This is a genomic window from Prauserella cavernicola (genome assembly GCF_016595675.1).
Taxonomy (GTDB): Bacteria; Actinomycetota; Actinomycetes; order Mycobacteriales; family Pseudonocardiaceae; genus Prauserella_A; species Prauserella_A cavernicola.
This window is the reverse complement of the sequence record NZ_JAENJH010000003.1, coordinates 562,148-583,923: the sequence shown is the minus strand read 5'-3', so window position 1 is coordinate 583,923 and position 21,776 is coordinate 562,148. Positions and strand designations below refer to the sequence as shown.

Below are 21,776 nucleotides of genomic sequence, written 5' to 3'. Positions count from 1 at the left end.
GGTCCACGCCTCCTAGAAGATGAAGTTCAGCACGATGGTGATGACCAGGGCTATTCCGGCGAGCAGACCGGGGCTGCGGTACCAGCCCGCGTCGTCGCCAGTGGTCGCATGCTTGAGCCGCTCCTTGGGCGTCATCGAGTAGACCAGGCCCACGAGCTGCGGCGCGGGCTTGGGCTGGGTCATGTAGGTGACCACGACACTCACGACGATGTCGACCGCGAACGCCGCACCGGCGCCGACGAACGAGGCACCCTGGCCGGGCAGGTCCCACACCCCGGTCTCGGCGAGTGCGAACACGCCCAGCGCGGCGAGGGTACCGCTGACGAGACCGGTCCAACCGGCCGTCGGCGTCATCCGCTTCCAGAACATACCGAGGATGAACGTGGCGAACAGCGGCGCGTTGAAGAACGAGAACAGCTGCTGCAGGTAGTCCATCAGGTTGCTGTAGGTGGACGCGATGAACGCGGTGCCGATCGCGAGCACGGTCGCGATCGCCGTCACCGTCCGGCCGGTGCGCAGGTAGTACTCGTCCGACTCGCCCTTCTTGATGTAGGCCTGCCAGATGTCGTACGTGAACACCGTGTTGAACGAGCTGAGGTTCGCGGCCATACCGGCCATGAACGAGGCGAGCAGACCGGCGATGGCGATGCCGAGCATGCCGTTGGGCAACAGATCTCGCATGAGCAACAGCAGTGCGTCGTTGAACGTCGCCCCGCTCTCCGCGCCGTCGCCCGCCATCAGCGCGGCCTTGTTCTCACCCTGGAGTTCGGTGACCGTGACGCCGGCGATCATGCCGGGGATGATCACGATGAAGGGCATGAGGATCTTCGGGAAGGCACCGATGATCGGGGTGCGCCGCGCGGCGGACATGCTCTTCGACGCCATGGCGCGCTGCACCTCGACGAAGTTCGTCGTCCAGTAGCCGAAGGACAGCACGAAGCCGAGACCGAACACGAGGCCGAGCACCGACAGGAAGTTGTCGCCGAAGCCGGTCAGCTGGTTACCGGGCCAGGAGCTGAGCTGCTCGGCTCCGCCGGGGCCGCCGGCGACCTTGTCGACGAGGCCGTCCCAGCCGCCGACCTTGTAGAGGCCGACGATCGTCAGCGGCAGCAGCGCCGCCACGATGACGAAGAACTGGAGCACCTCGTTGTAGATCGCGGCGGAGAGGCCGCCGAGCGCCGTGTACGACAGCACGATCACGGCCGCGAGGATCACCGAGACCCAGATGGGCCAGCCGAGCAGCAGGTTCACGACGCTCGCGAGCAGGAAGAGGTTGGCGCCCGCGATGAGGATCTGGGCCGCCGCGAAGCTGATCCCGTTCACCAGGTGCGCGGGTTTGCCGAAGCGTCGGAGCATGAACTCGGGGACGCTGCGCACCTTCGAGCCGTAGTAGAACGGCATCATCACGATGCCGAGGAACAGCATCGCGGGTACGGCGCCGATCCAGAAGTAGTGCGCGGTCGGCAGGCCGTACTCGGCGCCGTTGGCCGACATACCCATGACCTCGATGGCACCGAGGTTGGCCGCGATGAACGCGAGCCCGGTGACCCACGCCGGCAGTGACCTGCCGGAGAGGAAGAAGTCGAGGCTCGTCGACACCTGCTTTCGAGCCAGGTAGCCGATCCCGAGGACTACGAAGAAGTAGAACGCCAGGAGTAAGTAATCGATCGCGTTCGCGTCGAGCCGCAGATCCGCCTGGGCGAGGACGGTCACCAGCCCACCTCCGGAATCAACATCAGTCAACAAGATTCATCAGGGATCAACCTGCGCGCGCACATTACCGCACGATTTCACCCAAGTGAATGCCACACCTCAAATCGGCATGGGTTAGTGACTGTTTGACTCCCCGAGCTGGCGCCGGGGCAGACCTAGAACAGGCGGAACTCGTCGGACTCGATGCCCCGCAGTGCGTCGTAGTCCAGCGTGAGACAGCGGATGCCCCGGTCCTCGGCGAGCGTACGGGCCTGCGGTTTGATCTGCTGCGCGGCGAACACGCCCTGCACCGGAGCGAGCAGCGGGTCGCGGTTGAGCAGCTCGAGGTAGCGCGTCAGCTGCTCGACCCCGTCGATCTCGCCGCGCCGCTTGATCTCCACGGCCACGGCGGCTCCCCCCGCGTCGCGCGCGAGGATGTCGACGGGCCCGATCGCGGTCGGGTACTCGCGGCGCACGAGCGAGTAGCCCTCGCCCAGCGTCGTGATGTGCTCGGCGAGCAGCTCCTGCAGGTGCGACTCGACGCCGTCCTTGACCAGGCCCGGCTCTGCGCCGAGGTCGTGCTTCATCTCGTCGAGCACGGACTCGATCGTGATGACGAGCTTCTCGCCCGCCTTGTTCTCCACGATCCAGAGGTTGCCGTCCTCGATGAGCCAGCACGGCGGGCTCATCCAGTTCAGCGGCTTGTAGGCGCGGTCGTCGGAGTGGACCGACACGGACCCGTCGGACTTGACGAGCAGCAGCCGCGTGGCCATGGGCAGGTGGGCGGTGAGCCGGCCGGCGTAGTCGACCTGGCACCGGGCGATTACCAAGCGCACCCGGGAGAGATTAAGGGACTTGGCAGACTGGGATCGTGGACCCCATACAGCGCGTGTCGAGCCGCGAGGTGTACCGCAACGACTGGATGACCGTTCGCGAGGACGCCATCCGCAGGCCGGACGGCTCCGACGGCATCTACGGCGTGGTCGACAAACCGCACTACGCCCTGATCATTCCCCTGGACGGCGACCGTCTCCACCTGGTGGAACAGTTCCGCTACCCGCTCGGCCTGCGCCGGTGGGAGTTCCCGCAGGGCACCGCTCCGGGCCAGGTCGAGACCGACCCCTTGGAGCTGGCCGCGCGCGAGCTGCGCGAGGAGACCGGGCTCGAGGCCGGGTCGATGATCGAGCTCGGCGTGCTCGACGTCGCGGCGGGTATGTCGAGCCAGCGCGGCACCGCCTACCTCGCGACCGAGCTGCGCGAGGGCAGGCACGAGCGTGAGCACGAGGAACAGGACATGCGCATGGCGTCCTTCTCCAGGGCCGAGTTCGAGAAGCTAATCGGCAGCGGGGAGATCACCGACGCCCAGTCGCTGGCCGCCTACGCGCTCCTGCTCCTCCACGAACGCCGGGCCTGACCGCGGTGAAGGGCACCTTTACCGCGTTGGATGCGGTAAAGGTGCCCTTCACCGCATCCGGCTGGCCCGGGCTCAGTCGCGCCAGTCCGGCTTGCGCTTCTCCAGGAACGCCGCCATGCCCTCACGGGCTCCCGGCAGCTGCGAGGCGCTCGCCATCACCTCGATCGCGATCGCGTACGCGTCGTCCTCCGGACGGTCGAGCTGGGCGTAGAGCGTCTGCTTGCCCATCGCCTTCGACGCCCTGCTCCCCCGCGTCGCGCGGCCGAGCAGCTCCGCGACGGCGTCATCGAGCTCGGCATCGGGCACGACCCGGTTGACCAGACCCCAGTCCAGTGCCGTGGCCGCATCCACCACGTCGCCGGTCAGTGCCATCTCCATCAGCCGCTTGCGGCCCACCGAGCGCGCCACCGGCACCGCGGGGGTGTGGCAGAACCAGCCGCCCTTGCCGCCGGGCAGCGCGAAGCCGGCCGACTCGGCGGCCACCGCGAGGTCGCACGACGCCACGAGCTGGCATCCCGCCGCCGTGGCGAGACCGTGCACGCGCGCGAGCACGACCTGCGGCACCGCGTGCATCGTCTGCATGAGATCGGTGCACACGCGCAGCAGGTCGCGCACGCCCATGAGGTCACGGGCGGCCACGTCGCCGAAGTCGTGGCCCGCCGAGAAGACCGGCCCCGCGCCCGCGAGCACGATGCCGGTCGCGTCGGACGAGCCCGCCTCTTCGAACGCGGTCACGAGTTCGACGAGATGGTCCTCGGACAGAGAGTTACGCCGGGACGCCCGGTTCATCGTGATCGTGACCGTGTCGCCCTCGCGCTTGGTCAGGAGATGTTCGTACTCGCCCATCTCCTGACCGTAACGCCGCCCGTCAGGACTCGTCGATGACCGAGCGCAGGAAGCTCTTTGTGCGATCGTGTTCGGGTTCGTTGAACAGCTGTTCCGGCGAGGCGTCCTCGATGATCTTGCCCTCGTTGAACATCAGCACCCGGTGCGAGACGTCGCGAGCGAACTTCATCGCGTGGGTGACGAGCAGCATCGTCACGTCCGTGGACTTCGCGATGTCACGCAGGACGTCCAGCACCTCGGCCGCGATCTCGGGGTCGAGCGCCGAGGTGACCTCGTCGAGCAGCAGCACGTCGGGGTCGACGGCCAGCGCCCGCGCGATCGCCACTCGCTGCTGCTGCCCACCGGAGAGCTGCGAGGGGTGGGCGTTGAGCTTGTCGCCGAGCCCGACCAGCTCGAGCAGTTCCTTGCCCTTGGCCTCCGCCTCGTCCTTCGGCGTGCCGAGCACGTGGATCGGCGCCTCGGTGACGTTGCGCAGCACCTTCATGTTGGGGAACAGGTTGAAGTGCTGGAACACCATCGTGATCCGGCTGCGCACCTTGCGGATGTGCGCCTCGCTCGCAGGAACGAGCTGGTCGCCGCTCTTCTCGTGGTACAGGTAGTCGCCGTCGACGCTGATCGTGCCCCGGTCGGGCCGGGTCAGCGTCATCAGCATCCGCAGGATCGTGGTCTTGCCGGAGCCACTGGGCCCGATCAGCGTGACCCGCTCCCCCGCGCCGACCGAGAAGTGCAGGTCGTCGAGCACCACGTTCTTGCCGAAGCTCTTGTGCACCCCGTCGAACGTGATGAACTCACCATTGGTGGTGGTCAAGGTCGTTCCTCTCTAGCAATCAGACGCGGACCTGGCCATAGCGGCGCTCGACCATGCGAGCGACCCAGGCCATCAGCAGTGCGACGACGAGGTACACCAGTCCGGCAGCGGCGATCGGTTCGGAGTACCGGAAGGTCTCGGAGCCGATCGCGATGGCTCCGCCGAGCATCTCCACCACCGTGATCGCCAGTAGCTGCGGGGTGTCCTTGAACATCGCGATGACGTAGTTGCCGAGCGCGGGGACCACGCGCGGGATGGCCTGCGGCAGGATCACGTTGGTCCACGTGCGCCGCGTCGACAGGTTGAGCGCGGTGGACGCCTCCCACTGTCCCTGCGGAACCCCGTCGATGCCCGCGCGATACACCTCGGAGGTGTAGGTCGCATAGTGCAGGCCGAGCGCGAACGCGCCGGTCGCCAGCGGCGAGACGCTGATCCCGATCAACGGCAGCACGTAGAAGAAGAAAAAGAGCTGCACGAGCAACGGGGTCGAACGGATGAACTCGACCAGGAAGCCCACGGGCATGCTGATCCAGCGGCTTTCGCTGCGCCGCATGAACGCGAAGACCAGGCCGAGCACCAGTGCGATCACGTAGCCGATGCCGGTGGCGGTGAGCGCGACGAGCAAGCCGTCGAGCATGGTGGGCATCGCGTCCCACACGCCGCTCCACTCGAAATTCACGCCGCGACCTCCTTACGCCCGAACAGCCCCGACGGCACGGTCCGGCCCAGCGAGCGGGCGGCCATGCGCTCGAGCAGCTTCATCGCCGTCGTGAAGACCAGCGCGATGATGCCGTAACCGACCAGCAGTCCGAAGAACACCAGCGCGGTCTCGCCCGTCGACGCGCGAATGAGCTGCGCGGCGAACGTGAAGTCGGAGATGTAGACCAGCGACACGAGTGAGGTCGCTTTGAGCAGCTCGATCAGGTTGTTGGTGAACGGCGGGATCATCGCGACGACCGCCTGGGGCAGGATCACCTTGCGCAGTCGCTGCACGGGCGTGAAGTTCAGCGCGATCGCGGCCTCGAGCTGGCCGGGAGGCACGGCCTTGACCGCACCTCGCACCACCTCGGCCGCATAGGCACCGATGTTGAGTGCGAGCGCCAGGATGCCGGCGATCAACGGGTTCAGCTGGAAGCCGAACGTCGGGATGATGAAGATCAGTACGAACAGCAGGACCAGCGAGGGGAATCCACGGAACACCTCCGTGTAGACCATCGCGATCCCGCGGACCCACTTGCGCTCGCTCGAGCGCCCTAGCCCCGCGATGAACGCGAAGACGAGCCCCAGCAGAGCACCGAAGACGGTGAGCAGGAGGGTGTTGGCCAGTCCCTCCCAGATGAAGGACATCAAGCCCGATGACATTCTCGCCCCCTCAGCCCGCGGTGCCCGTACAGAGCTGCTGCGCGGTCAGGTCGGTCATCTCGTCCTGGGAGAACCCGAACGGCTTGACGAGCTTCAGGACCTCGCCGCTGTCCTTCATGGCGGCGAGCTCGTTGTTGAACGCGTCGACGATACCGGTCTCGCCCTTCCGGAATCCGAAGCCACCGGCGCCGTACTGCTCCTCGCCGTTGACGGTCGGGATGAATGTCTCGCCGATCTCCAGCCCGGCACCGGGCCGCTCACCGAGCGCGGACACGAGCGAGAGCCGCGTCAGCATCAGGCAGTCGGCTCGGCCTGCGCGCACGCCGTCGATACCGGACGACTGGTCGGGGAACACGACCGTACGCCCGGCCGGGATGCCGAGGTCCGCCGCGTAGCCCTGTTCGACCGAGCCGGTGAGCACGCCGATGCGTGCCTGCTGCTTGACGATGGTGTCCAGATCGGACAGACCAAGTGGATTGCCCTGCCGCAGCAACAGTGCCGCGGGAGCGTTGTAGTCGGGATTGGTGAACTCGATCTCGGCGCAACGGTCCGGAGTGATGTACATACCGGCGGCGATCACGTCGAACAGGCCGGCCTTCAACCCCGGAATGAGGGAGCTGAAGTCGGCGAGTTTCGGCTCGAAGGAATCGACGCCGAGCCGCTGGAACACGGCCTTTCCGATCTCCGGTGCTTCCCCGGTCAGGTTGCCCTCGGCGTTGATGAAGCCGAACGGACGCTCGTTCGCGAAACCCATTCGGACGGTGCCGGAAGCTCGCAGCCGATCGAGCAGGTCTCCTCCGTCACCTCCCGCCGCGACACTGATCGAGGTGCACCCGCTGGCCAACGCGCCGCCACCGACCGCGAGACCGAGTCCCACTCCGGTAGCACCGCGGATAAAACCGCGCCTGCTCAGGCTGGAGTTGTTCACGTACTTGCAGCTCCTCCTCCGCCATACCCCATGTCCGCGGCGAGGAACAGCAACGCGGACTTTGATTCCGACTACCCTAGGCAATTCACTTGATCGGGCGCAATCGGAACAGTGAATTTCCCAGTCGACACAAGGGGTCACGGGCCACAACGCAACGCGACGACGTGCGAGGACGGCGGTTCGCAACAGTCAGGTTAACTTGCGTCGCTCAGCCGGAGCGGTCGATCACGGCGTGCAGAAAGGACCGCGTGCGCTCGTGCGCGGGCTGGGTGAAAAGCTGCTCGGGCGGGGCGTCCTCGATCACCTGGCCCTTGTCGAACATCATCACGCGGTCGGAGACGTCGCGGGCGAACTGCATCTCGTGCGTCACACACAGGAACGTGATGTCGGTCGTGCGGGCGATCTCCTTGAGCACCGAGAGCACACCGGCCACCAGCTCGGGGTCCAGTGCGGAGGTGACCTCGTCGAGCAGCAGCACCTGTGGCCGCATCGCCAGGGCCCTCGCGATGGCCACACGCTGCTGCTGACCACCGGAAAGCCGCATCGGATGGGCCTGGACCTTGTCAGAGAGTCCTACCATGTCCAGTAGGTCACGAGCGCGTTCTGCCGCGTCGGCTTTGGACAGCCCGAGCGAGCGGACGGGCGCCTCCGTGACGTTCTGCAAAACGTTCATGTTCGGGAAGAGGTTGAACTGCTGGAAGACCATTCCGATCCGTTTGCGCCTGGCGCGCAGGTATCGCTCGTCCGCTGGCACGAACCTGCCACCGCGTTGCATGTGGCTGAGGTAGTCACCGCACACCTGGATCGTTCCACCGTCCACTTGCTCCAGAGTCATGAGCAAGCGAAGGATCGTCGTCTTGCCCGATCCACTGGGACCGATCAAGGTCACGAACTCGCCGGGTTTGACAGAAAAATTGAGTTCACGAAGCACCACGTGGTCACCGAATTTCTTGACCACCCGATCGAACTGGATCATCACGTCCGCCGAGGGACTGCTATACGGTTCCGACACGGCGCTCCAACTTTCTGACGAGAATCGAGGCCGGATAACTCACGAGTAGGAAGAACACGCCGGCCAACGTGTAGGGCTCGATAACGCGAAATGTTTCCGCGCCAGCCTCCTTGGCCCTGTTCAGCACGTCCACCACACCGATCGCCAGCAGCAGCGGGGTCTCCTTGAACATCGAGATCGTGTAGTTGCCGAGCGCGGGCAACACGCGTGGCACGGCCTGCGGCAGGATGATTCCGGTCCACACCCGACCGCGCGGCAGGCTCAGCGCGGTCGCCGCTTCCCACTGTCCTTTCGGAACAGCGTCGATTCCGGCCCGGTACACCTCCGACGTGTAGGTCGCGTAGTGCACCCCGAGCGCGATGACGCCGGTCAGGAACGGCGAGAGCTTGACGCCGATCGCGGGCTGCAGCAGGTAGAAGAACGCGAAGACCTGGATCAGCAGTGGGGTGCTGCGGATGAACTCCACGATGAGGAACACGATCTGGCTCAGACCGGGAATCCGCAGCTGGCGGATCACGGCGAACACCAGGCCGAGGAGGTACGCCAGCAGGGAGCCCGCCAGGGTCAGTTCCAGGGTGACGAGCATGCCTTCGGCCAGCAGCGGCAAGGAATCGACTGCATATCCCCAGTCCCAGTCCATCAGATACCTCCCGCGTCCGCCGCGGCGAAGGTCTTGCGCCGGGGCGGGGGCCTGCGACCGAGCCTGCGTGCGCCCATCCGCTCGAGCGCACGCATCCCCACGGTGATGGCGATCGCCAGCAACAGGTACAGCACGAGTTCGACGGTGTAGATCACCGTGAGGTCGTTCATCGGCAGCGCGGGCCGGAGCTCCTCACCCTTCTGCGTGATCTCCTGCGCCGAGATGAAGAACAGCAACGCGGTGCTCTTCAACAGCTGGATGAAGAGGTTGTTGAACGGTGGCAGCATTTCCACCACCGCCTGGGGCAGGATGACCCTCGTCATCCGTTGCATGGGACCGAGACTGAGCGCCACGGCCCCCTCGAACTGCGCTCGGGGCACCGACTGCACGGCACCGCGCACGATCTCGGCACCGTAGGCGCCGTGGTTGAGCCCGAGCACGAGCACGCCCGCGAAGAGCGGGACTATCTGCAGTCCCACGAGTGCCGGCAGCACGAAGTAGAGCCAGAACAACTGCACGACCTCGGACGTGCCGCGGAAGCCCTCGACGTAGACCCGGCTGATGAACCGGACCGTGCGCGACTTCGACAGCAGCGCGAGTCCCGCGACGAACGCGAGCACGATCGTCAGGGCGATTCCGCCGAGCGTCGCCTGTATGGTGACCGGCACTCCTTCGAGGAGGGTGGAGATGATCCGGCCGAGGTTGTCGGACACGGCGCCTCCCGGGTCACGCGCCGCAGAGACTCTGTGTGGTGACGTTGGGTTTCGGGACGTTGGCCTGGGTGAAACCGAACGGCTCCGCGAGCCGGAGCCATTGACCGTTGTCGTGCAACTGCTTCAGCTGCTGGTCGAAGGCGTCGCGCAGGGAGTTGTCGTCCGAGCGGAACACGAACCCGCCCGCTGAGATCACGGGTTGGCCGTCCTGCTCCGGCTGGAAGCTCTCGGTCACCTCGACCGGGGCGTCGGGGTTCTGCTTCACGAGCCACTTCAACGAGATGTCGGTCAGCGCCGCGCAGTACACGCGGTCGTCGATCACCGACCGGAGCATGCTGTCCTGTGTGTCCAGCGTCGTGATGTTGCCCTCGGGCACCCCGGCCGAGGTCGCGTAGCCCTTCTCGACCGCGCCCGAGAGCACGGCGACCTTGACGTTCTTCTGCGCGATGTCGGCGAAATCGTTGACCTGCTGGGGATTTCCCCTCGGGACGAGCAGTGCGGCGAGCGCGGTGTAGTCGGGCGTCGAGAAGCTCGCCGCCTGACACCGTTCCGGCGTGATGAACATGCCCGCCGACACCACGTCGTACTGGCCCGCGTTGAGCGCGGGGATCAGCTGGTCGAACGTGACCACGCTGTTCTGCACGTTGCCGATGCCCATGCCGCGGAACGCGGCCTTGGCCACCTGGGGGGCCTCACCCGTGACCTCGCCTGAGGAGTCGGCGAAGCCGTAGGGCTGCTCGTTGGCGATGCCGATGCGGATGGTGCCGGAGTCCTGGGCGGTCTGCAGCGTGTCGCCACTGCTCGTGCTCGAACAGGCGGACAGCAGAGTCGGTCCGCCGATCGCGACCGCGCCCAATACCGTCGAACGTCTCAGAAACTGCCTACGGGTCCATTCGCTGTGCGCCATGGTGGCACCTCTTTTCGATTGACCTCGTCGCCAATCCCCGCGCAGAGCCCGTTCTCGTGCTCGCGCACAGGGGCATAGTCACCGAAAGTAGGCTTGTCACCCAGCCGGGTCAAAGCATCGCCAGCCTCTGGAAACAGGCTGTTACCAGAACGAGACGACAGCTCTGTTTCGCCGCCTCGCAAAGGATCAAGGCTGCTCCGGCAGTCCCCTCGCCTGTCGGATGACGGTCACGATTTCGCCCATGATCTCGGTCAGCGCGTAGTCCTTGGGCGTGAAGACCCTGGCGATCCCGCGCTCACGCAGCAACACCGCGTCCTCGTCGGGGATGATTCCGCCGACGATCACGGGGACGTCCGACGCACCAGCGGCGCGCAACCCGTCGACGACCTCGGGCACCACCTCGAGGTGGGAGCCGGACAGCACGGACAGGCCCACCACGTGCACGCCCTCCTGCACCGCGGCGGCGACGATCTGCGCGGGCGTGAGCCGGATGCCCTGGTACACCACCTCGAACCCGGTGTCGCGGGCCCGCACCGCAACCTGCTCGGCGCCGTTGGAGTGCCCGTCGAGGCCGGGCTTGCCGACCAGGATGCGCAGGCGCTCGCCGAGTTCCCGTCCCGTCTCCCGCACGCGCCCGGCCACGGCCGCGATCTCGTCGGCTCCCTCGCCCGGCGAGCCGGCCCCCGACACCCCGGTGGGCGCCCGGTACTCGCCGAACACCTCGCGCAGCGCGCCCGCCCACTCGCCGGTGGTCACGCCAGTGCGAGCGCACGCGAGCGTCGCCTCGAACAGGTTGTCGGTGGTGCCCGCCCGCTCCCGCAGGGTGGCCAGCGCCGCCGCGACGGCGTCGTCGTCGCGGGCCTCGCGCCAGTTCTCGAGCGCGGCGACGGCCTGTTTCTCGGCCACCGGGTCGGCGGTCTCGATCGCCTTGGCCCCCTCGGCCTGCAACGGACTCGGCTCCGTCGTGTCGAAGGCGTTGACCCCCACCAGCACGCGCTCGCCGGACTCGATCCTGCGCCGGTACTCCACCAGCGAGGTCACGAGCTGGGACTTGAGGTAGCCGCTCTCGACGGCCGCCACCGCGCCGCCCAGGTCCTGCACCCGCGCGATCTCCTCGCGCGCCCCGGCGACGATGTCCTCCACTTTGGATTCGATCACGTGCGAGCCCGCGAAGATGTCGTCGTACTCCAGCAGGTCGGTCTCGAACGCGAGCACCTGCTGCATCCGCAGCGCCCACTGCTGGTCCCACGGCCTCGGCAGGCCCAGCGCCTCGTTCCAGGCGGGCAGCTGGACGGCCCTGGCCCGCGCACCACGCGAGAGCGTCACCGCGAGCATCTCCAGCACGATGCGCTGGACGTTGTTCTCGGGCTGGGCCTCGGTGAGCCCGAGCGAGTTCACCTGCACGCCGTAACGCAGCCGCCGGGCCTTGTCGTCGGTGACGCCGTAGCGCTCCAGCGTCAGCTCGTCCCACAGCGCGGCGAACGCGCGCATCTTGCACAGCTCCTCGACGAACCGCACACCCGCGTTGACGAAGAACGAGATGCGGCCGACGACCCTGGCCATGTCCTCGGCGGCGACCTGGCCCGAGTCGCGCACGGCGTCGAGGACGGCGATCGCGGTGCTGATCGCGTAGGCGACCTCCTGCGTCGGCGTCGCGCCCGCCTCCTGCAGGTGGTAGCTGCAGATGTTGATCGGGTTCCACTTCGGGACGTTGTTGACGGTCCACGCGATCACGTCGGTGGTCAGCCGCAGGCTCGGCCCCGGCGGGAAGATGTAGGTCCCGCGCGACAGGTACTCCTTGATGACGTCGTTCTGGGTCGTGCCCGCGAGCCGGGTCAGCGCCTCGACCGGGTCGACTCCCTCGGCTTCCGCCTGCTCCTGCGCCACCGTGACGTAGAGCGCGAGCAGCCACATCGCCGGCGCGTTGATCGTCATCGAGGTGTTGGCCCCGGCCAGCGGGATCCCGTCGAAGAGCCTGCGCATGTCGCCGAGGTGCGCCACCGGCACGCCCACCTTGCCGACCTCGCCCCTGGCGAGCTCGTGGTCGGCGTCGTAGCCCGTCTGGGTCGGCAGGTCGAACGCCACGGAGAGGCCGGTCTGGCCCTTCGCGAGATTGCGCCGGTACAGCTCGTTGGACGCGGCGGCCGAGGAATGTCCCGCGTAGGTGCGCATCACCCAGGGCCTGTCCCGCTCACGGTCGGTCGGATAGGGCACCGCGACGCACCTCCTCGTGCCAGCTGACGACTCAGCGTACTCAGGGGTAACTCTCCCCGCGACGTGTAACGCGCCACGTCGCCGTGCCAGCGGACGCTGTGACGGAAATCCGCGAGCGTCCAGGTCGCGGCCCGGTTAGCGTGGTGACACGTGACATGGAGTGCGTACGGCAGCTACCTGGTTTTCGTGATCATCGTGGTGCTCGCGCCGGGCCCGGACACGGTCGTGACGCTCAAGAACTCGTTCGCGGGCGGCTTCCGGGGCGGTCTGCTGGCGGCCACCGGCATCGCCGTGGGAAACCTGCTGCAGGGCACCGCCGTCGCGTTCGGCCTCGGAGCGGTCATCGTGCGCTCGCAACCGCTGTTCCACACCGTGCGCTGGCTCGGGGTCGCCTACCTCTGCTGGCTCGGTTTCCAGGCCTTCCGCGCCGCCTGGCGCGGCGACTACGGCACGCTCGACGAACTCGGCGCACGCTCCAGCGGCTTCCGCCGATTCCGTGAGGGGTTCCTGTCCAACGTCACCAACCCCAAGGTCCTCGCGCTGTACCTGTCGGTGCTGCCGCAGTTCCTCGACCCGGTCAGCAGCACGCCGTTCGACGCGCTGCTGCTCGCCTACACCGTCGCCGTGCTCGGCGGTCTGTGGCTGCTGCTCCTGCTGCTCTTCGTCAACCGGATCCGCGGCTGGCTCTCGCGCCGCAGGGTGCGCCGCACACTCGACGCCGTCACCGGAACGACGCTGGTCGGCTTCGGCGCGGCCCTCGCCGCGGACGGCTGAGGCTCAGGACCGCTCAGGCTCGGTGGCCACGCGATCGATCCTGGCCCCGAGCCGGTTCAGGTTCTCGACGAAGTGCGGGTAGCCGCGGTCGATGTGGAAGACGTCCCAGATCTCGGTGACCCCGTCCGCGCACAGGCCGGCCAGTACGAGCCCGGCCCCCGCCCGGATGTCGGAGGCCCACACCGGAGCGCTGGAGAGCTTCTCGACACCCCTGACCACGGCGTGGTGCCCATCGGTGCGCGCGTCCGCTCCGAGGCGGACCATCTCCTCGATGAACCGGAACCGCGCCTCGTAGACGTTCTCGGTGATCATCGACGTGCCCTCGGACACCGTCGACAACGCCACCGCGAACGGCTGCAGGTCCGTCGCGAAGCCCGGGTACGGCAACGTCACGAAGTCCACCGAGCGCGGCCGCTCCGGCTGCACGATCCGGAAGCCCTTGCCATCGAACGTCGTCACGTCCGCCCCGGCCAGGCGCAGCTTCTCCAGCACCAACTCGAGGTGGTGCGGGTTCACGCCGGTCACCGTCAGGTCGCCTCGGGTCATGGCCGCGGCGAACGCCCACGTCGCGCCCACGATCCGGTCACCGATCACGCGGTGCTCGGTCGGGTGCAGCGACTCGACGCCCTCGACGGTCAGCGTGGAGGTGCCCGCGCCCTCGATCTTCGCGCCCATCTCGACGAGCATCGTGCAGATGTCCACGATCTCGGGCTCGCGGGCGGCGTTGTCGATCACCGTGGTGCCCTCGGCCAGCACGGCCGCCATCAGGATGTTCTCGGTCGCGCCGACGCTCGGGAAGTCCAGCCAGATCTGCGCGCCGTGCAACCCGTCGGCCTCGGCGACCACACACCCGTGCTCGATGGTGCTGGTGGCGCCGAGCTTGCGCAGACCGTTCTGGTGCATGTCCAGCGGCCGCGAACCGATCGCGTCACCACCGGGAAGCGCCACGACGGCCTTCTTCAGCCTGCCGACCAGTGGGCCCAGCACACACACCGAGGCCCGCAGCTTGCCCATCGCGGCGGAGTCAGCCCGGTGCGACAGCTCGGACGGCGTCGTGATGTGCGCCGTGTCGCCGTCGATGACCACGTCACAGCCGACACTGCGCAGGACGTCGGCCATCAGCGGGACGTCCAGGATCTGCGGGCAGTTCGTGACAGTGGTGGTGCCCTCCGCCAGCAGTGCTGCCGCCATCAGTTTGAGCACGCTGTTCTTGGCCCCGACGACCTCGACCTCGCCGACCAACCGCGCGCCGCCATGCACGTCGAAGTGCTCGCTCATGGACGCCAATAATGCCTGCCGCTTCCGGCGCACTCGCGGTGGGGCACACCCACCGTTGAGAGCGATCACAATCGGATCGCGGGTGAAACGTCCGGGCGCCCGGACGCGATAAGCCCCTTCCGGACAAGGGAATCCGGCGCGCACGGCCGTAGACTCCGGACATGCCCGTTCGGATCAATCGCGTGTACACCAAGGTCGGCGACTCGGGGAGCACCGCGCTCGGCGACGGCTCCCGGGTGCCCAAAACGGACCCTCGGCTCGGCGCCTACGCCGATGTGGACGAGACGAACTCGGTACTCGGAGTCGCCATCGCGCTCGGCGGTCTCGCCGACGAGGTCGCCGACGTGCTCCGCGCCGTGCAGAACGACCTCTTCGACGTCGGAGCGGACCTGTGCGCGCCGATCGTGCCCGACCCGCCGTATCCCCCGCTGCGCATCACCGAGGCCTACGTGGAGCGGCTCGAGGGCTGGTGCGACGAGTTCAACGAGCGCCTCGGCAAGCTGACGTCGTTCATCCTGCCCGGTGGCACGGCCGGGGCCGCGCTGCTGCACCAGGCGCGCACGGTGGCGCGCCGCGCGGAGCGCGCGGGCTGGGCACTCGTGGAAGCCGACGCGGAACGGACCAACACACTGGCCGTGAAGTACCTGAACCGGCTCTCGGACCTGCTGTTCATCCTCGCCAGGCTCGCCAACCCTGACGGCGACGTGCTGTGGAAGCCGGGCGGCGACCGCTCCTGAGCTCGCCGTGCCCCGGGCCGGCTCAGCTGGCCCGGGGAACCCGGTGGCCGGGAGGCGCCGACTCGAGCCAGGACAGGAAACCGGTCAGCGCGCCGGGGCCCATCGCGATCTCGATGGCCTCCTGCTGCCCCGACTCACAGCGCAGCACGGTCGAGCCGGAGGGAACAGCGTAGGACTCGGTACCGATCGGTTCTCGCCGGTCGGCGATCTGGAGATCGTCGCGGCGGAAGGCGCGGTCGGGAGCGATGCGCAGGCTCCACACGCGGTACCAGACGAACTCCTCGCCCTGGTACCGGCCGATGCCGAGGTGCCAGCCGGAGCGTTGCTTGTCGGGCTGCCAGCGCAACGCGACGCTGACGCCACCCTGCCTGCGCATCCGGACCCAGCGCCATGCGTACAGCACGGCCACGACGAGCAGCACGAGCAGGAGGGCGAGGACCACAATCGCGATGTCCATGGCCGGCTCCCGCTCGTCGTCGCCGTTAGACCGACTGGCCGGCCGCTCGGAGCCGCCCAGCCGCTCTCGTGCGCTCGGCCTCGTCCTCGGCGGTCAGCGCCTGCTTGGCCGCTTCGACGTCGATCTCCTCGCCGAGTTCCGCGGACTCCGCGAGAACGCTCACGGAGTCGTGCGTGACCGACAGGAAGCCGCCGTGCACCGCGGCCGTGACGGTGTCGCCGTCGGTGGTCGTCACCTTGACGATGCCGCCCTCGACCAGCTGGCCGAGCACGGGCTCGTGCCCGGGGAGAATACCGATCTCACCCTCGGTCGTCTGCGCGACGACGAACGAGCCGGTACCGGACCACAGACGACGCTCGACGGCCACCAGCTCGACGGTCATCTCAGCCACGTAGGTCTCCTTCGAATCGCGCTTCCCACCAGTGTAGTGGGCGCGCCGTCAGTCCACGGTGTGAGTAAGCGAACGACGGGGCCGCATCCACAGTGGACCGGCCCCGTCGCGCGGCTTGGCTCACTTACCGGTGATTTCCTTGTACTTCTTCTCGAGGTCGTCGAGGCCGCCGATACCCAGGAACGCCTGCTCCGGGTAGTGGTCGAAGTCGCCCTTGGCGATCTTGTCGAACGCCTCGACGGTCTCGGCGACCGGCACGGTCGAACCGGGCTGACCGGTGAAGACCTCGGCGACCAGCATGTTCTGGGAGAGGAAACGCTCGATGCGGCGAGCACGCTGCACCGTGAGCTTGTCCTCTTCCGAGAGCTCGTCCATACCGAGAATCGCGATGATGTCCTGCAGCTCCTTGTACTTCTGCAGGATCCGGATGACCTCCTGGGCGACGCGGTAGTGCTCGTCGCCGACGATCGCGGGGTCGAGGATCGTCGAGGTGGAGGCCAGCGGGTCCACCGCGGGGAAGATGCCCTTCTGGAACACCGACCGCGAAAGCTCGGTGGTGGCGTCCAGGTGCGCGAACGTGGTCGCGGGAGCCGGGTCGGTGTAGTCGTCCGCCGGCACGTAGATCGCCTGCATCGAGGTGATCGAACGGCCCTTGGTCGAGGTGATCCGCTCCTGCAGCACGCCCATCTCGTCGGCCAGCGTCGGCTGGTAACCCACGGCCGAAGGCATGCGGCCCAGTAGGGTCGACACCTCGGATCCGGCCTGGGTGAACCGGAAGATGTTGTCGATGAACAGCAGCACGTCCTGGTTCTGCACATCGCGGAAGTACTCCGCCATGGTCAGCGCGGACAGGGCGACGCGCATACGAGTGCCCGGCGGCTCGTCCATCTGGCCGAAGACCAGGGCGGTGTTGTCGATGACGCCGTCCTCGGACATCTCCAGGAACAGGTCGGTGCCCTCACGGGTGCGCTCGCCGACACCGGCGAACACCGAGGTACCACCGAAGTTCTGGGCGACGCGGGTGATCATCTCCTTGATGAGCACCGTCTTGCCCACACCGGCACCACCGAACAGGCCGATCTTTCCACCCTGGACGTACGGCGTGAGCAGGTCGATGACCTTCAGGCCGGTCTCCAGGACCTGCGTGCGACCTTCGAGCTGGTCGAAGGGCGGCGGGTTGCGGTGGATGCTCCAGCGCTCGAGGTCGTCGCCGTGGCCCGGCTTGTCGAGGCAGGTGCCGAGCGCGTTGTAGACGTGGCCCTTGACGCCGTCGCCGACCGGGACGGAGATCGCGGAGCCGGTGTCGGTGACCTCGGCGCCACGGACGAGACCGTCCTGCGGTGCCAGCGAGATCGTCCGCACCAGGTTGTCACCGAGGTGCTGGGCGACCTCGAGGGTCACCGTCTTGCGCAGCTCCTCGAAACCGATGTCGACCTTGAGGGCGTTGTTGAGCTCCGGGATGTGGCCGCGCGGGAACTCCACGTCGACGACCGGCCCGGTCACGGAGACGATGCGCCCCTTGACGGCTGTTTCAGTGCTAGTCATAGCTCAGTCATCACTTCCTACAGCGGCGAGCGCATCAACGCCACCGACGATTTCGCTGATCTCCTGGGTGATCTGGGCCTGGCGGGCCTGGTTCGCCAGCCGGGTGTAGGTCTCCACGAGTTCACTGGCGTTGTCCGACGCCGCCTTCATGGCGTTGCGCTGGGCCGCCAGCTCGGAGGCCGCCGACTCCAGCAACGCCGCGAAGATCCGCGTGTTGATGTACTTCGGCAGCAGCGCCCCGAGCAGCTTCTCGGCGCTGGGCTCGAAGTCGTAGGTCGGCAGCAGACCCGAGGGGGGCTGCTCGTCGGTGTACTCGACCTCGAGCGGAGCCATGCGCTTGGCGACCGGCGTCTGCGTGAGCATCGAGCGGAACTCGGTGTAGACGATGTGCAGTTCGTCCACGCCCAGCATGCCGTCTTCGCCGGGCTGGTCACCCTGGTCGTCGGCACCGGCGAGGAACGACTTCACCAGCGACTCGCCGACGGTCGCGGCGTTCTCGTACCGCGGCTGCTGGGAGAAGCCGGTCCAGCTGTCGGTGACCTCGCGCTCGCGGAAGCGGTAGTAGTTCACACCCTTGCCGCCGATGACGTAGAGCAGAGGCTGCTTGCCCTGCTCGCGGAGCAGCGACAGCAGTTCCTCGGTCGCCCGCAGCACGTTGGCGTTGTAGCCACCGCACAGACCCTTGTCACTCGTCACGACCAGCACGGCGACTCGCCGCGGCTGCTCGCGCTCGACGAGCAGCGGGTGGTCGAGGTTGGCGGCCGCACCGGCCAGCGCCGAGAGCACGTTGGTGATCTCGGACGCGTAGGGCCGGGAAGCCTGCACCCGAGCCTGCGCCTTGGTGATGCGCGAGGTGGCGATGAGCTCCATCGCCTTGGTGATCTTGCCGATCGACTTGGTCGACCGGATCTTGGATCGGAGTTCGCGAAGCTGTGCCATGGCGTCAGCCCACTACTTCTTCGGCGCGGGACGGTGCACCTTGACGGATTCCTGTCCCACGTTGTCGGCGTCCATGGCCTCGGCCTCGGCCTCGTTGAGGGTGCGGCCCTCGGAGGTGGTGAAGCCCTTCTTGAACTCGTCCGTCGCGGCGACGACGCGCTCGGCGAGCTCCGGCGACCACTTACCGACCTCGCGGATCTCGGTCAGGATGTCGTCGTGCTTGTGCCGGAGGTTCTCCAGCAGCTCGCTGTTGAACCGCGCGGTGTCCTCGATCGGCACCTGGTCGAAGTGACCGTTGGTGCCCAGGTACACCGTGACGACCTGCTGCTCGACCGCGACCGGCGAGTACTGCGGCTGCTTGAGCAGCTCGTACAGGCGGGCACCGCGGTCCAGCTGGGCCCTCGACGCGGCGTCCAGGTCGGAGGCGAAGGCGGCGAACGCCTTGAGCTCCTCGTACTGGGACAGGTCGATACGCAGCGAACCGGAGACCGTCTTCATGGCCTTGATCTGCGCGTCACCACCGACTCGGGAGACCGAGGTGGTCACGTCGACCGCGGGCCGCTGACCCGAGTTGAACAGGTCCGACTGGAAGAAGCACTGCCCGTCGGTGATCGAGATGACGTTGGTGGGGATGTAGGCCGAGATGTCGTTGGCCTTGGTCTCGATGACCGGCAGACCGGTCAGCGAGCCCGCGCCCAGCTCGTCGTTCAGCTTGGCGCAACGCTCGAGCAGACGCGAGTGCAAGTAGAAGACGTCGCCGGGGAACGCCTCGCGGCCCGGCGGGCGGCGCAGCAGCAGCGACAGTGCGCGGTAGGCCTCGGCCTGCTTGGTGAGGTCGTCGAAGACGATCAGCACGTGCTTGCCCTGGTACATCCAGTGCTGCCCGAGGGCGGAACCGGAGTAGGGAGCGAGCCACTTGAAGCCGGCGGAGTCGGAGGCCGGGGCGGCGACGATGGTGGTGTACTCCAGCGCACCGGCGTCCTCGAGCGACTTGCGCACCGAGGCGATGGTGGAGCCCTTCTGGCCGACCGCGACGTAGATGCAGCGGACCTGCTTCTTCGGGTCGCCGCTCTCCCAGTTCGCCTTCTGGTTGATGATCGTGTCGACGCAGACCGCGGTCTTACCGGTCTTGCGGTCGCCGATGACCAGCTGGCGCTGGCCGCGGCCGATCGGAGTCATCGAGTCGATGGCCGTGATGCCGGTCTGGAGCGGCTCGGACACCGGCTGACGCTCCACCACGGAGGCAGCCTGCAGCTCGAGCGCGCGGCGCTCGGTGGACTCGATGTCGCCGAGACCGTCGATCGGGTTTCCGAGCGGGTCGATCGTGCGGCCGAGGAACGCCTCGCCGACCGGGATCGAGAGGATCCGGCCGGTGCGCTTGACCTCCTGGCCCTCTTCGATCGACTCGTAGTTACCCAGGATGACGACACCGATCTGGCGCGGCTCCAGGTTCTGCGCGACGCCGAGGATGCCGCCGGGGAATTCCAGCAGCTCGTTCGCCATGGTCGACGGCAGGCCTTCGACGTGCGCGACACCGTCGCCGGTGTCGACGACGACGCCGACCTCTTCCCGGCTCACATCCGGGGAGTAACTCGAGACGTAGTTCTCGATCGCACTGCGGATCTCATCCGAGGAGATCGTCAGCTCCGCCATGTCGTGTTCCCGCTCTCACTTCGTTCTTGCCACTGTGCAAAGTATGTGTTATGTCGGCGCTCGCGTCAGCGCGCGAGCTGCCTGCGCAGTGCGTCCAGGCGCCCGGCCGCGCTTCCGTCGATCACTTCGTCGCCGACCCGGACCACGAGTCCGGCACCGATCGCGCGATCGAGTTCCACGTGCAGCGCGATCTCCCGCCCGTAGATCTGCCCGAGCTTCTGGGCGAGCCGCTCGCGCTGCTCGCCGGTCAGCTCCGTCGCGCTGGTCACGTAGGCCACCGACCGGTTGCGCCTTGCGGCGGCCAGCCTGACCAGCTCGTCGATCGCGTTCGCGAGGCTCCGACTCCTCAGGCGGACGACGGCCTGCTCGACCAGGACCCGGGTGACCGGGTCGACCTTGTCCGACACGAGGTTGCGGACCAGGGTCCGCCTGCCCTCGACGGGTCCCACCCGATCGGTCAACGTCCGCTCGAGTTCCGGCTCGTTCTCCACGATACGGGCGAGCCGGAAGAGCTCGTCCCGAACCGTGTCCAGTTTGCCGGTTCTCTCGGCGCTCTCCAGCAACGAGGTCCGCCCGACCGACTCGAGCCCGTCGAGCAGTTCACGGGGGCTTGACCAGCGGCTGCCCACCACGGCGTCGAGCACCTGGAGGGCGGGTTCCGACACCTTGCCCTGAAGCAAGGTTCTGACGAGCCGCTGACGGGCCTCGGGGTCCGACGAACCGTCACCGACGGCTCGCCGCAACCCGACCTCCCTGGCGAACAGATCCACCACGGAGAGCAGCTCTTCCCCGACGGCGGACGGGTCGTTGCCCGCGTCGCCGAGCACCTCGTCGAGACGGTTCTCGGCGAAGCCAAGAGCCTCACGGCTCGCAGCATGCAGCGTCATCTACGACTACTCCTAGTTCCTGGCTCCGGCCGCACCGTTGCCGCTGGCGTCAAGTTCGGCCAGGAACCGGTCGACGGTGCCACGACGGCGCGCCTCGTCCTCGAGTGCCTCGCCGACGATGCGGCTGGCGAGCTCGATGGAGTTGCGGCCGAGTTCCGCGCGCAGCTCGGCGACGATCTGCGACCGCTGGGCCTGCAGTTGCGCCTCGCCCTGCGTCACGATGCGACGGGCTTCTTCCTGAGCCTCGACCCGCAGCTCTTCCTTGATCTGCTCGGCTTCGAGCCGGGCGTCGTCGCGGATCTTGGCTGCCTCGGTCCTGGCCTCGGCGAGCTGCGCCTTGTACTGCTCCAGCGCCTGTTCGGCCTCGGCCTGAGCCTTCTCGGCCTTCTCGATGCCACCCTCGATCTTCGCGGCCCGCTCCTCGTAGAGCTTTTCGAAGCGCGGCACAACGAACTTGCGCAGCACCCAGAAAAGGAGCAGGAAGGCGATAAGACCGATGATGATTTCGGCAACGTGCGGAAGAACAGGGTTGTACTCTTCAGCCGCCAGAATCATCGTCGTCTCCACTTCGTCCGGTTA

At 67.4% G+C, this 21,776-nt stretch carries 23 protein-coding genes; 3 read left to right on the top strand and 20 right to left on the bottom strand.

Annotation, left to right across the window (positions count from 1 at the left end):
- Window positions 1-12: 12 nt before the first annotated feature.
- Both JHE00_RS16110 and nucS read right to left on the bottom strand, forming a co-directional pair.
- Complete coding sequence (locus tag JHE00_RS16110; protein ID WP_200318865.1) at window positions 13-1,713, bottom strand: sodium:solute symporter family protein; 1,701 nt, start codon at window positions 1,711-1,713, stop codon at window positions 13-15.
- A 155-nt stretch (window positions 1,714-1,868) separates the two neighbouring features.
- A complete protein-coding gene (nucS, locus tag JHE00_RS16105; protein WP_200318864.1) occupies window positions 1,869-2,528 on the bottom strand; it encodes an endonuclease NucS in 660 nt (219 codons plus the stop codon).
- 35 nt (window positions 2,529-2,563) lie between these two features.
- Here nucS and JHE00_RS16100 point away from each other — a divergent pair, with 35 nt between their 5' ends.
- Window positions 2,564-3,106, top strand: coding sequence for an NUDIX domain-containing protein (locus JHE00_RS16100; protein WP_200318863.1), 543 nt, complete (start codon window positions 2,564-2,566; stop codon window positions 3,104-3,106).
- Between the two features lie 72 nt (window positions 3,107-3,178).
- Here JHE00_RS16100 and JHE00_RS16095 read toward each other — a convergent pair whose 3' ends face one another.
- The 10 genes from JHE00_RS16095 to JHE00_RS16050 all read right to left on the bottom strand — a co-directional run bounded on the left by JHE00_RS16095 (window position 3,179) and on the right by JHE00_RS16050 (window position 12,626).
- Window positions 3,179-3,952, bottom strand: a complete 774-nt coding sequence (locus JHE00_RS16095) for an enoyl-CoA hydratase-related protein (protein ID WP_200318862.1) — start codon at window positions 3,950-3,952, stop codon at window positions 3,179-3,181.
- Between the two features lie 22 nt (window positions 3,953-3,974).
- Window positions 3,975-4,760, bottom strand: a complete 786-nt coding sequence (gene ehuA, locus JHE00_RS16090; protein WP_230424187.1) for an ectoine/hydroxyectoine ABC transporter ATP-binding protein EhuA — start codon at window positions 4,758-4,760, stop codon at window positions 3,975-3,977.
- Window positions 4,761-4,779: 19 nt separating this feature from the next.
- Entirely contained in the window at window positions 4,780-5,439 is a 660-nt protein-coding gene (gene ehuD, locus JHE00_RS16085; protein WP_200318861.1) for an ectoine/hydroxyectoine ABC transporter permease subunit EhuD, read from the bottom strand.
- Window positions 5,436-6,107 carry an ectoine/hydroxyectoine ABC transporter permease subunit EhuC gene (gene ehuC / locus JHE00_RS16080; protein ID WP_230424183.1) on the bottom strand — a complete coding sequence of 224 codons (672 nt, stop codon included), beginning with the start codon at window positions 6,105-6,107 and terminating at the stop codon, window positions 5,436-5,438. The genes ehuD (JHE00_RS16085) and ehuC (JHE00_RS16080) overlap by 4 nt, the downstream gene beginning before the upstream one ends.
- A gap of 25 nt (window positions 6,108-6,132) precedes the next feature.
- The gene (gene ehuB, locus JHE00_RS16075) at window positions 6,133-7,050 is read right to left on the bottom strand and encodes an ectoine/hydroxyectoine ABC transporter substrate-binding protein EhuB (protein WP_307831961.1); all 918 of its coding nucleotides are present in this window, start codon (window positions 7,048-7,050) and stop codon (window positions 6,133-6,135) included.
- A gap of 208 nt (window positions 7,051-7,258) precedes the next feature.
- Window positions 7,259-8,026, bottom strand: coding sequence for an ectoine/hydroxyectoine ABC transporter ATP-binding protein EhuA (gene ehuA, locus JHE00_RS16070; protein WP_200319334.1), 768 nt, complete (start codon window positions 8,024-8,026; stop codon window positions 7,259-7,261).
- 19 nt (window positions 8,027-8,045) lie between these two features.
- On the bottom strand, window positions 8,046-8,702 hold the full coding sequence (gene ehuD, locus JHE00_RS16065) for an ectoine/hydroxyectoine ABC transporter permease subunit EhuD (RefSeq protein ID WP_200318859.1): 657 nt from the start codon (window positions 8,700-8,702) through the stop codon (window positions 8,046-8,048).
- Window positions 8,702-9,415, bottom strand: a complete 714-nt coding sequence (ehuC, locus tag JHE00_RS16060) for an ectoine/hydroxyectoine ABC transporter permease subunit EhuC (protein ID WP_200318858.1) — start codon at window positions 9,413-9,415, stop codon at window positions 8,702-8,704. The genes ehuD (JHE00_RS16065) and ehuC (JHE00_RS16060) overlap by 1 nt, the downstream gene beginning before the upstream one ends.
- Before the next feature lie 13 nt (window positions 9,416-9,428).
- Window positions 9,429-10,322, bottom strand: coding sequence for an ectoine/hydroxyectoine ABC transporter substrate-binding protein EhuB (gene ehuB, locus JHE00_RS16055; protein ID WP_200318857.1), 894 nt, complete (start codon window positions 10,320-10,322; stop codon window positions 9,429-9,431).
- Between the two features lie 186 nt (window positions 10,323-10,508).
- On the bottom strand, window positions 10,509-12,626 hold the full coding sequence (locus JHE00_RS16050; protein ID WP_268958309.1) for an ethylmalonyl-CoA mutase: 2,118 nt from the start codon (window positions 12,624-12,626) through the stop codon (window positions 10,509-10,511).
- Window positions 12,627-12,686: 60 nt separating this feature from the next.
- Between JHE00_RS16050 and JHE00_RS16045 the strand changes: the two genes are divergently transcribed.
- Window positions 12,687-13,310 (top strand): LysE family translocator, encoded by a 624-nt coding sequence (locus JHE00_RS16045; RefSeq protein WP_200318855.1) that lies wholly within the window; start codon window positions 12,687-12,689, stop codon window positions 13,308-13,310.
- Between the two features lie 3 nt (window positions 13,311-13,313).
- On the opposite strand, the gene murA is transcribed toward JHE00_RS16045, so the two are convergent.
- Window positions 13,314-14,588: a UDP-N-acetylglucosamine 1-carboxyvinyltransferase gene (gene murA / locus JHE00_RS16040; RefSeq protein WP_200318854.1), complete on the bottom strand. Its 1,275-nt coding sequence runs from the start codon at window positions 14,586-14,588 to the stop codon at window positions 13,314-13,316.
- A 161-nt stretch (window positions 14,589-14,749) separates the two neighbouring features.
- Between murA and JHE00_RS16035 the strand changes: the two genes are divergently transcribed.
- Window positions 14,750-15,325 carry a cob(I)yrinic acid a,c-diamide adenosyltransferase gene (locus tag JHE00_RS16035; RefSeq protein WP_200318853.1) on the top strand — a complete coding sequence of 192 codons (576 nt, stop codon included), beginning with the start codon at window positions 14,750-14,752 and terminating at the stop codon, window positions 15,323-15,325.
- Between the two features lie 22 nt (window positions 15,326-15,347).
- Here the strand turns inward: JHE00_RS16035 and JHE00_RS16030 are convergent, their stop codons facing one another.
- The 7 genes from JHE00_RS16030 to JHE00_RS16000 all read right to left on the bottom strand — a co-directional run bounded on the left by JHE00_RS16030 (window position 15,348) and on the right by JHE00_RS16000 (window position 21,752).
- On the bottom strand, window positions 15,348-15,782 hold the full coding sequence (locus tag JHE00_RS16030; protein ID WP_200318852.1) for a DUF2550 domain-containing protein: 435 nt from the start codon (window positions 15,780-15,782) through the stop codon (window positions 15,348-15,350).
- Window positions 15,783-15,807: 25 nt separating this feature from the next.
- The gene (locus JHE00_RS16025; RefSeq protein WP_200318851.1) at window positions 15,808-16,173 is read right to left on the bottom strand and encodes a F0F1 ATP synthase subunit epsilon; all 366 of its coding nucleotides are present in this window, start codon (window positions 16,171-16,173) and stop codon (window positions 15,808-15,810) included.
- A 120-nt stretch (window positions 16,174-16,293) separates the two neighbouring features.
- A complete protein-coding gene (gene atpD / locus JHE00_RS16020) occupies window positions 16,294-17,718 on the bottom strand; it encodes a F0F1 ATP synthase subunit beta (RefSeq protein WP_200318850.1) in 1,425 nt (474 codons plus the stop codon).
- Between the two features lie 3 nt (window positions 17,719-17,721).
- Window positions 17,722-18,657: a F0F1 ATP synthase subunit gamma gene (locus JHE00_RS16015; RefSeq protein WP_200318849.1), complete on the bottom strand. Its 936-nt coding sequence runs from the start codon at window positions 18,655-18,657 to the stop codon at window positions 17,722-17,724.
- A gap of 12 nt (window positions 18,658-18,669) precedes the next feature.
- Window positions 18,670-20,310, bottom strand: a complete 1,641-nt coding sequence (gene atpA / locus JHE00_RS16010; RefSeq protein ID WP_200318848.1) for a F0F1 ATP synthase subunit alpha — start codon at window positions 20,308-20,310, stop codon at window positions 18,670-18,672.
- A 65-nt stretch (window positions 20,311-20,375) separates the two neighbouring features.
- Window positions 20,376-21,197, bottom strand: a complete 822-nt coding sequence (locus JHE00_RS16005) for a F0F1 ATP synthase subunit delta (protein ID WP_200318847.1) — start codon at window positions 21,195-21,197, stop codon at window positions 20,376-20,378.
- Between the two features lie 12 nt (window positions 21,198-21,209).
- Window positions 21,210-21,752, bottom strand: a complete 543-nt coding sequence (locus JHE00_RS16000) for a F0F1 ATP synthase subunit B (protein WP_200319332.1) — start codon at window positions 21,750-21,752, stop codon at window positions 21,210-21,212.
- Between the last annotated feature and the right edge of the window lie 24 nt (window positions 21,753-21,776).